Source organism: Proteus sp. G2669 (assembly GCF_009915245.1).
In the GTDB taxonomy this organism is placed as follows: domain Bacteria; phylum Pseudomonadota; class Gammaproteobacteria; order Enterobacterales; family Enterobacteriaceae; genus Proteus.
The window spans coordinates 1-9,165 of sequence record NZ_JAABLX010000022.1 but is presented as its reverse complement, the minus strand read 5'-3'; the positions used below and the strand labels follow the sequence as shown (position 1 = coordinate 9,165).

The 9,165-nt window shown below is 31.9% G+C and carries 7 protein-coding genes and 1 pseudogene; all 8 read right to left on the bottom strand.

The genetic code is table 11. The annotated features are described in order from the left end of the window. A pseudogene (locus GWI68_RS05805) lies at positions 1 to 1,128 on the bottom strand (type VI secretion protein VasK); the annotation flags it as partial. Next, positions 1,128 to 2,525 carry a hypothetical protein gene (locus tag GWI68_RS05800; protein WP_166539675.1) on the bottom strand — a complete coding sequence of 466 codons (1,398 nt, stop codon included), beginning with the start codon at positions 2,523 to 2,525 and terminating at the stop codon, positions 1,128 to 1,130. The pseudogene GWI68_RS05805 and the gene GWI68_RS05800, both read right to left, overlap by 1 nt. Next, positions 2,526 to 2,780, bottom strand: coding sequence for a PAAR domain-containing protein (locus GWI68_RS05795; RefSeq protein WP_166539674.1), 255 nt, complete (start codon positions 2,778 to 2,780; stop codon positions 2,526 to 2,528). It lies immediately after the preceding gene. A 22-nt stretch (positions 2,781 to 2,802) separates the two neighbouring features. Next, a complete protein-coding gene (locus GWI68_RS05790; protein WP_166539673.1) occupies positions 2,803 to 4,953 on the bottom strand; it encodes a hypothetical protein in 2,151 nt (716 codons plus the stop codon). 11 nt (positions 4,954 to 4,964) lie between these two features. Continuing rightward, on the bottom strand, positions 4,965 to 5,702 hold the full coding sequence (locus GWI68_RS05785; protein ID WP_166539672.1) for a hypothetical protein: 738 nt from the start codon (positions 5,700 to 5,702) through the stop codon (positions 4,965 to 4,967). Between the two features lie 53 nt (positions 5,703 to 5,755). Further along, the gene (locus tag GWI68_RS05780; protein WP_166539671.1) at positions 5,756 to 7,939 is read right to left on the bottom strand and encodes a hypothetical protein; all 2,184 of its coding nucleotides are present in this window, start codon (positions 7,937 to 7,939) and stop codon (positions 5,756 to 5,758) included. 69 nt (positions 7,940 to 8,008) lie between these two features. After that, a complete protein-coding gene (locus tag GWI68_RS05775) occupies positions 8,009 to 8,779 on the bottom strand; it encodes a hypothetical protein (RefSeq protein ID WP_166539670.1) in 771 nt (256 codons plus the stop codon). Between the two features lie 159 nt (positions 8,780 to 8,938). Next, a partial coding sequence (locus GWI68_RS20135; RefSeq protein WP_208105125.1) for a hypothetical protein occupies positions 8,939 to 9,165 on the bottom strand: 227 nt, incomplete at its 5' end.

Below are 9,165 nucleotides of genomic sequence, written 5' to 3'. Positions count from 1 at the left end.
AACCACCATACCAATCCCCCACAGTGTCATGGCAGTGGCAACGGTATATTGCAAAATACGTTTTGAGTTTAGCCCTAAAGGTGATGCCTTTAGTTGAGGGGGAAGGTGTGAATTTGCCGTGAGAAGCGCTTTCCAATGGGGATTGGATGTCCATTGATTATTTTGTGATAAAGTTGCAGACACGTTATTGTCAACAGGTGTACTAAAGAGCACACCAGCGAACGGCAAGGAGCGATAACCTGATAAAAGCGGTGCCAAAGTATTGGCGATTTTTTCACATCCTTCATGTTGAAGAAAACGCGCTAATGCTAATAGGTAAGTTTGTGTTGGGTTATGCAAGACAGCTAGTGTGCCTTGTTCCACTAGTGCCGGTAAAAGCGTTTTTAAGTCATTAGAAAGCGTTTCAGATGTCGCTTTTAAAGGGGCTGAATAAAGGACTGTGGGTACTTCATTTGTTGTTATTTCACCGTGATTACTGATATTCCAAAGCCAAATGGGGGCTTGCCAGCGTAATTGACGAAATAGCTGGTGGAAATAACGGCTAGCTGTGTCTGTATTGGTCGGATTTAAGTGATTAAATAAGGAATGACCCAGCGGTTGTTGCGATAAGTTATTTTCTGATACCCAAATAACCGCATCGAGCGGACGACGTCGGCGCAGTTGTTTTAAATCTTGAATTAAATTTTCATCAATACTTTGATGGATATCGCCACCATAGATAAGCAACGTGCCGTTGTTTTCTTGCCAGATGTCCGTTGTTAGATTGGGAGTCAGTTTTTCGATAGAAGTCGAGGTGCCGATGAGGAGTTGGATTGATAATTTTGACTTGTAAGTGAATGAGTAATTTTCTTTTATATATTTATTCCAATCATTTACTCTGTCATTTTTTTTATTTAATTTATTTTCTTTATCATTATCTTCAATATCCATAATTATATTGGGTTTAAAGTAACGAGAAAGGAAAAAAAGTACAACTAAAGAGAAAATAACAGAACCAATCATTAAGTACGATTGAGTTGCTGTTATGGATGTTTTATTGAAAATAATAAATAAAAACACAATTGTAGCTAATGAAATTATTGAAATAATGACAAAGAGTGAAAGATAGCGTGTTATTTTTGATTTCATTATAAATTCCATTTTTTGTTAAGCGTTTTTAAAAAATGAATTTTCCAGTAAAAATTAATATAAATTTTTTTAATTACACTAATTATTATGATAGTAAAAAGAAAGGAGGCTGACGTAATTATTATTCTTTCACTGTTAAATTCGATGTGGTCAATTATGTTATTAAAAATGACAGAAGTAAGAGCAAAAAAACTAACCAGAAGCGTACCTAGTGGAAATGATGGTTTTGGTATATTCAAGTAATGATTTTCAATGTGTGATTTTTGAACTCCTATTGTTTGGCAGTAATAGTTTTTATCTAATTTATAAAATAAAATCTGACTAGTATCTTTAAATTTTGATAAGTAAATGAGTGCCAATAAATGATATATAGATAATTCTTTATAATTATCTATATATTCATTAAAAAAGTAACCTTGAGTATAGGTTTCTAAAGATAATTGATAACTGTTTTCGCTTCTTAATTTCAATATGATATTATTTGAATTTTCCTTTTCAATATCAATGAAATTAACTTGTTTTATATCTTTATTCTGTTGTTGTTGGATTAATGACATTGTTTTAATATTTTCATCTATATTTTCCATTTTAAATGGCATTGGATGAAAAAGTGTCAAAAATTCTTTTTCTTTACTAGAGGAGAGTATAATTAAACTTGAAAATTCATTTTTTTCATTAGTGTTTAATGCATAATAATTTATTGAGAAAATAAGTGTGATTGATTTTTTATTTTTAATTACATTAAATTGATTGTCGTAATTTGGTTTGGCTTGAAAGATGATTTCATAATTAATTAGATAGCCATTTAGAAAATATTTTATTTTATCTTTTATAAAGTCACTTTGTTCAAATAAACTATTTATTATAACAAAATACTTTTCTTTTTTACTGATTTCTATATCTTTAATACTATTTGTTAAGAGTTTTACAATATAAAAAAATCTTTCTTCACCAACAATATCTTCTCTTTCTAAATCTATTAACTTACTGTTTGATTCTGCTTTCTCAAATAAACTTTCGTTATTGAAGTCAGAAATGGTTGTTAAGTTGTGAGATATTATATTTGAATAGATTAAATATAATTTATCTTGTTTGGATTTGATCCATTTAGTCAATAAATCTGCTTGCCAAAAGCACCAGTAAATATATAGTGTTTTTTTTATCTCCCAAAATAAGACATAAATAGACACTAAAAATAATGAAAAAAGAAAAATGATTGAAAATAATATAAATCCATCATCACTCGTAATATAGCTTCTAAAATCAATTTTTAACGAAAATTTTAAAATTAAAAAATAAACTATATTTATAAATATTATAAAGCTAATTAAAGTTAATAATGGGAATGGTTTATTTTCCCAAGGTGGCGGATTGTGAGGAGGTATCCAATATTTCATTTATATTTCCATATCATTACAACTTGAATAAACAATAGATCCACATTGTGTTTTACAACCATCAAACACAATACCTTTACCATTCTCATTATAATGTGAACTACTTTCAATGATTTGATTATCCCCATGTAGAGGACATGAGACAATATCATAAAGAAGCGTAGCTTTTTTTCCATTAATAATAAGAGTAGAGCTCGATGATATTACGTGTCCTCCATGAGAGGTTGGATCACCTAATCGAATGATATTTTTCATTTTATTTTCTCTAAATAAATTATTAAATTTTTGATAAATCGGGATTGGATATTTCTTCTGGTATATCAGGAAGATCTAATTTTCCGGTTTTCACATATTCATCACCACCATTACTCAACCAGTCTGCTTGGCGACGTAATTCAGCCATCATTTCCGGGTTATTAGCTTGGGAACAATGCCCAATAGGTAAATCGAAGGCTAAGATTCGATGTAGTAAATGAACATTTAGAGGTAAAGTACCGTGATCATTAGGGCGGCAAATATAATCTCTTATACGTATTCTCATTTCATCCATGGTTTCATATCTTTTTGATACATTTTTCTCATTGGGTGTAGCTAGAGGGTCTTTCCTTAATTTATTTTTTTCTTTATCGGTTAATTCAACTAAGATCCGATTCTCATAAGAATATAAATATTTTAGATAATAATATTCTCTAGTAACAGGTTCATATTGGTTATTTTTATATATAACACCTCCAAATTTTTTAGGAGGCTCATCACTATCTAAAAAACCAACATCGAAATTTTTTTGCTCATAATCCTTTATAGGTGTAGGAACTTCGGGTGCATTAATATTTAGAAACATATTTTTTTCAGGTTCCGGCCATACAAAACTATCTATTATGGCTGTTTTATTATCCCAAAATGGATAGCCATCTCTAAACCTTCCATTTTTATCTGTAAATACAGTAAAGGTACCATTTTGAGGGTCGGGTTTTTCTCCACAAGGTGTATTGCGTGCTAACATGCGAACAAATAGAGTTTTACAAGAGGAGAATATAGGATGTGGCTGTGTTTGACCATGTTGTGTAATATTAGGAATAGCACTCCAACCAATTGATTCTAATGGAGATGAGCCCATGACTCTATCATGAGGATTACAATAAATATAAGTATTTCCATGATTATCTCGTTCTTGAACTGTGCCAGCATTCTCTATTTTTATACTATTAATTTTTTTTGATGGTGTTTCTACGTTTATTTTTCTACTTATCTCTGTATTAAAAGGTGTCCAATTTTTTTTCTGTTCAGTTAATCCAACAATTAAATTATTTTTATTGTTTTTGAGTTTGTTTTTATTTTCTGCAATTTTATCAATGATCTTTTTTAACGTTGTTATTCTTGTATCCCTATCAATGTTTTCACTTAAAGGATAAGAAAATGTATTTAATGTTTTATCTTCTATGGCATAAGGTGAGTTTAATACAAATAGTGCATCTGGCGCTTCAATTGCGCAAGCAGCTAGTGCAATCATAGTACCTTGGCTATGAGAAACTACAGTGACGGTGTCATCTTTATTGTTCTTTCTTATTTGTGCTATTAATTTGGCTAGCCGTCCTGCTGCATGAGCAAAATATTGTCGAGATGGCGAAGAAGTAAGTAAAGTATCTGTTTCAGGGTTAAATGCTTGAATATTAACTGGTATAGGAAATGGAGCAGGAAAAGGAATTGTTGCCCATAGCTTAGGCCAGCTACTAAAGCCATATTCACTCCATAAACTTTTAAGGTGATTACAACCATTTTGAAATGGACCACCTTCCCATAAAAATGGACCTTTATCTTTTAATTTTTCATAAATAAATATTTTACGTTTTTTAAATGAGAGTGATTGGTACTCTTCAGCAATACGATATTTTTCTTTATCTTCTAATGTCCATTTATTTTGATCGGCAGAGCTATATTCTGGATTAACTATTGCATTTTTTAATTGATGATAACTTTCGCCCGCTATATTTTTTAAAGGTATTTTATAGTCATCCCATTTATCATCATCTGAGCGATATCCCCAATGGAATCGAATAATTGGGGAATTTCCTCTTTTTTTTAAAATTCGAATAGGCTCTTCATAAGTATAATGGCTGTCGTCAATATTGTTTTTATCTAATAAAAAAGTAGGTTGATAATACTCGTTAGCTGTTAGTTCATAAGGTGTGTTGATTAAGTTTAATCTTTCGTTTAATCCATTACATATATTTTCTTCCGCAGTGGAATACCATTCTCCTTCTGAATGAACACCATGAACAAGAATAATGATCCCAGGTAAATTAGGTTTTACATGTATTTCACCACCAATATTTGTTGCATTAGTACAGGATTGCCAATAGTAAGAACCATCAAGACACATTTTCTCTTTTAACCAACGAGTAGTCTCTTTATTATCACTATTATTCATAAAATCTTCCTTTATTTTGATATAGGATAAATAGCTGGATCACTACAATCAAAACGAGTTTGTCCGGAGGGTGTTTTGAGCCCTTTAGGCGGATTTTTTTCTTCTCCCCAATTATCATGAACATAATTTAATTTAGTCGATGAAAAATAAAATACACGCCACCAAGGGGAATCAAGTTCATCATTTTGTTGTCTATAAGAAGACTTACCTAAATAGAAGCCATCTGATGTGACAATAATATCAAAATTAGCAGAGTAATATTCAGGATCATAAGTTGTAATACCAAAACCGGCATTTGTAGGAGCAAATTTTTTTCCTCCATTTAATGTGACTAAAATAATATTGATGCATCCATATTTTGTTCCAACGCATTGACTATATCGGCTACTCAGTACGGAAGGAAAAGCGAAAGCATCGTCTCTATCAGTTGGCCAAATTAATCGACCTTTATAGCGGCAGGCTGACGAATCCAGAATTTTTTGATGAATACCTTTTTGTGTATTGTTGTAGTAAGTCATTCCTCCTCGTTTCGGGTTATATTGTTCTAGTGTAAAAAAACGATGTTCATCAATACGATAAATAATACTGGGGGGTGCCAGATTTTTGGCTTCTTCAAGAATTGAATGTAGATGAATTAAATCATCTTCTAGCATTTTTATAGTGGCTTTTTCTTTTAATGATAAACAGCCAGAAAGTAAGGTAGTGCTAATAATAAAAATAAAAGGTAATTTAAATAAATTAATTAACATGGTTTATCCTTATTAATTATTAGCTTATTTCAGGTTTTTAATTTAAGTGGAAATTATTTTTTATTTAAAGGGTTTTTTATAATATCGGGCATATCGAAAGGAGTTAATTTTCCACTTACCATATAATCATCTAAACCACTCTGCCAATCAGCAAACTTTCTTAATTTATTCATTTTTTCTGGAGATTTACCTGTTTCGCAATAACCAATCGGTAAATCATAAGCGACAACACGTTTTAAAAAATTTTCATCTTTAGGTAATGAACTATGGTCAGTGCCTCGTTGTATATAAGTACGAAACCGATCACGACTCTCTTTTAGTGTTTCGAACCGAAGAGTATCATTTTTTTCACCTGCATGAAGATTAGGATCGTCGTTACGTGCTTTTTTCTCTTCATCAGTTAAAGATACTTGGATCCGATCATAATCATAAAAATCAATTAAATAATAATAGTCAGAATCAATAGGTTGATTTTTTTTCGGATGAACTTGACCAAACCCATACCCATATAATCCTTTGTTTTCGCTTGCGGTTTTAAAATCAGTAATACCATTTGTATAAGTTTCATCAAATTCTAGCATTTCATTACTTTGGATGGGGTTAGGTACTTCGGGACCATTAATATAAATTTTGGTATTCTTATCGGGTTTGGGCCATGTCAAATAATGCTTTGGCTTAGTATTATTTTCCCAAAAAGAGGTTCCATCACAATATTGGCTTTTGTGATCACAAAAAATAGTACTTTTATTGGCATCTGTCGGTGAATCTGGAGGGCCTCCGCAAGGCATATTTCTACCTAATATACGGATATATAATGTACATTCTTCTTGGCTCGTAAAAAATGGTGAGAAAGAATATTGTTTTGTTTCGCAATTAAATATATTAGGAATACCATTCCAGCCAATACTACGAAGGGGACCCGATCCCATCACACGATCATGAGGATTACAATAGATATAGGTTCTTCCATGGTTATCTCTTTCTTGAATAAAATTATTTTCAGTTAATTTAACTGAGCAGTCTTGTGAGGTCGCATTGTTATCATTTACTTTTCGAATTTTATCTTTAGGAGACCAACTTTTTCCCTCCTCATTTAGCCCCACAACAAGGCCTTTATACCCACAGGGATGATTTTTAAGTTTATCTTTATTTTCAGCCACCTTATTAATAATAGCCTGAAGGGTAGCTTCTCGTTGTTCAGCACTAATTTGTTCACTAAGAGGATAAGAGACAGCATTTAAGCTGTAATCATGTAAAGCATAAGGAGAATTTAACACAAAAAGTGCATCTGGTGCTTCAATGGCAGCAGCGGCTAAGGCAATCATGGTGCCTTGGCTATGGGAAATCACACTGATAGTATCGTGAGGATTATACTCTCGGATCATTGCGATCAATTTCGACAGTCTTTCCACGGCATGAGCATAGTAATTGCGTGGAGGACTGTCTGTTAATAATCGATCTGATTCAGGATTAAACCATTGTAAATCAATAAAAGCTGCTACACTTCCAGAGAAACCGCATTCGCTCCATAAACTGAATAATTGATTAGTCCCATTTTGAAAAGGACCACCATTCCAATAGAAAGGACCATATCTTTGAGATAATTTTTGAGAAATAAATAAACTTTTTTCTTTAGCGCTAGTTAGTGGAAAGTATGGGTCATAATGATCTGTTTTGGGTACAGATAAGGTGGAGTATTCTTGATAACTTGCTTTAATAAAATCCTCTTCTTCTGAATTTTTATCATCATCTGGTTTTGTTATAATATTTTTTTTTAATCGAAGGTGACTATCTCCTTTTTTATTTTTTAATGGAATATTATATTTCCCTACTTCATTATCATTAGCGCGGTATCCCCAATAAAAACGAATAATAGGGGAATTATTTAGTTCTTTTATTTCATGTGAGTTATTCTCTATATTATAGCGACTATTTTCAATATTATTACTATCTACTTGAAATTCATTTTGAAAATATTTATTTGGTTTTAATTTGGATTTTTCAGGGAGATTTAATCGTTTATTGAGCCCTTCACACAAAAATCTTTCGGCATTTTCATACCATTCCCCTTCTGAATTAACTCCATGAACAAAAATAATAATGCCGGGTAAATGAGGTTTAACATGAATTTCTCCACCTATATTGGAGGCATGAGTGCTTGATTTCCATTCTTGGATACCATCAAGGCATTCTTTGGGTTTTAACCACCGGGTTGTTTTTGTATTATCTTGGCTCATTATTTTACCTTTTAAATCTAAGTAAAAATATTAAATAATATTATTTAGTTTTAATGAATAATAAAAATGTTATTTTTTAATTTTATAATCTCGCCCATAGTCACCTAACTTTGACATCGGGGAAATAGAGGGATCACTGCAATCAAATTGAGTTTGTCCTGATGGAGTTTTTATTTCTGGATTGGGCGCTTCTTTAACAAAAGATTTTCCTATATGTTTTTTTACTTCCTCAAGAGTAGGGTAGGGATATTTTTCCCAATATAAATTATCTAAAGGATATGCCAAGGTAGAAGAATTAGAACTTTCGCCAATATAAAAATCAGTATCTGTGACCACAATAGTAAAGTAGGTGGTCTCATGAACTGGATTAAGTGTTTTATTTCCCAAAGGCCTAATTAATGGAACCAGCTCACCTCTATAATAGCGTAAAATCGAGCTTTGGCAGGCATCTCGACGTCCTGCACAGCCTTCCCAATTACTATCCACAGCAGGAAAAGCAATATACTCATCAGATTGTGCAACCCAAATTAAACGGCCACGAAAGTTACATGCCGAACCGTTATACACTTTAAAGTGAGCTTGAGTTTGTGTGTTGTTATAAAACGTATAGCCTTCGCGTTTTTCATTAAATTCTTCGAGGGTAAAAAAGCGATGGTCGTCAATACGGTAAATAACTACAGGAGGTTTAAATGTTTTTCGTAATTCCTCTAATTGGCGTTGCTGTTCAATTTTATCTTGTTCCGCTTTAATTGTGGCTTTTTCTTTTAATGATAAACAGCCAGAAAGTAAGGTGGTGCTAATAATAATCACAAAAGGTAATTTTAATAATTTAACGAACATGGCTTATCCTTATTAATCATTATGCTGTTTTTATTTCACTGTTATTTGTCGTGTGGGTTAGTTAAGGCACGTGTGTTTTTTAATAAATGGAGAGTATTTTTTGGGCTCATTTTTACCTTTTATTTTTTCAATGAATAATAAGAATATGAAAAAGAAACTCTATTTTTTAATTCTATAATCTCGCCCATAGTCACCTAACTTTGACATTGGGGAAATAGAGGGATCACTGCAATCAAATTGAGTTTGTCCTGAAGGGGTTTTTATTTCATAAGGAGGGGCTTCTAACGCATAAGGCTTTGATATTCTATTTTTTATATCCTCATTTGTATCATAAGAGTATTTTTCCCAATATAAGTCACTTAATGGTTCTTTTTGAGGAGGGGGGG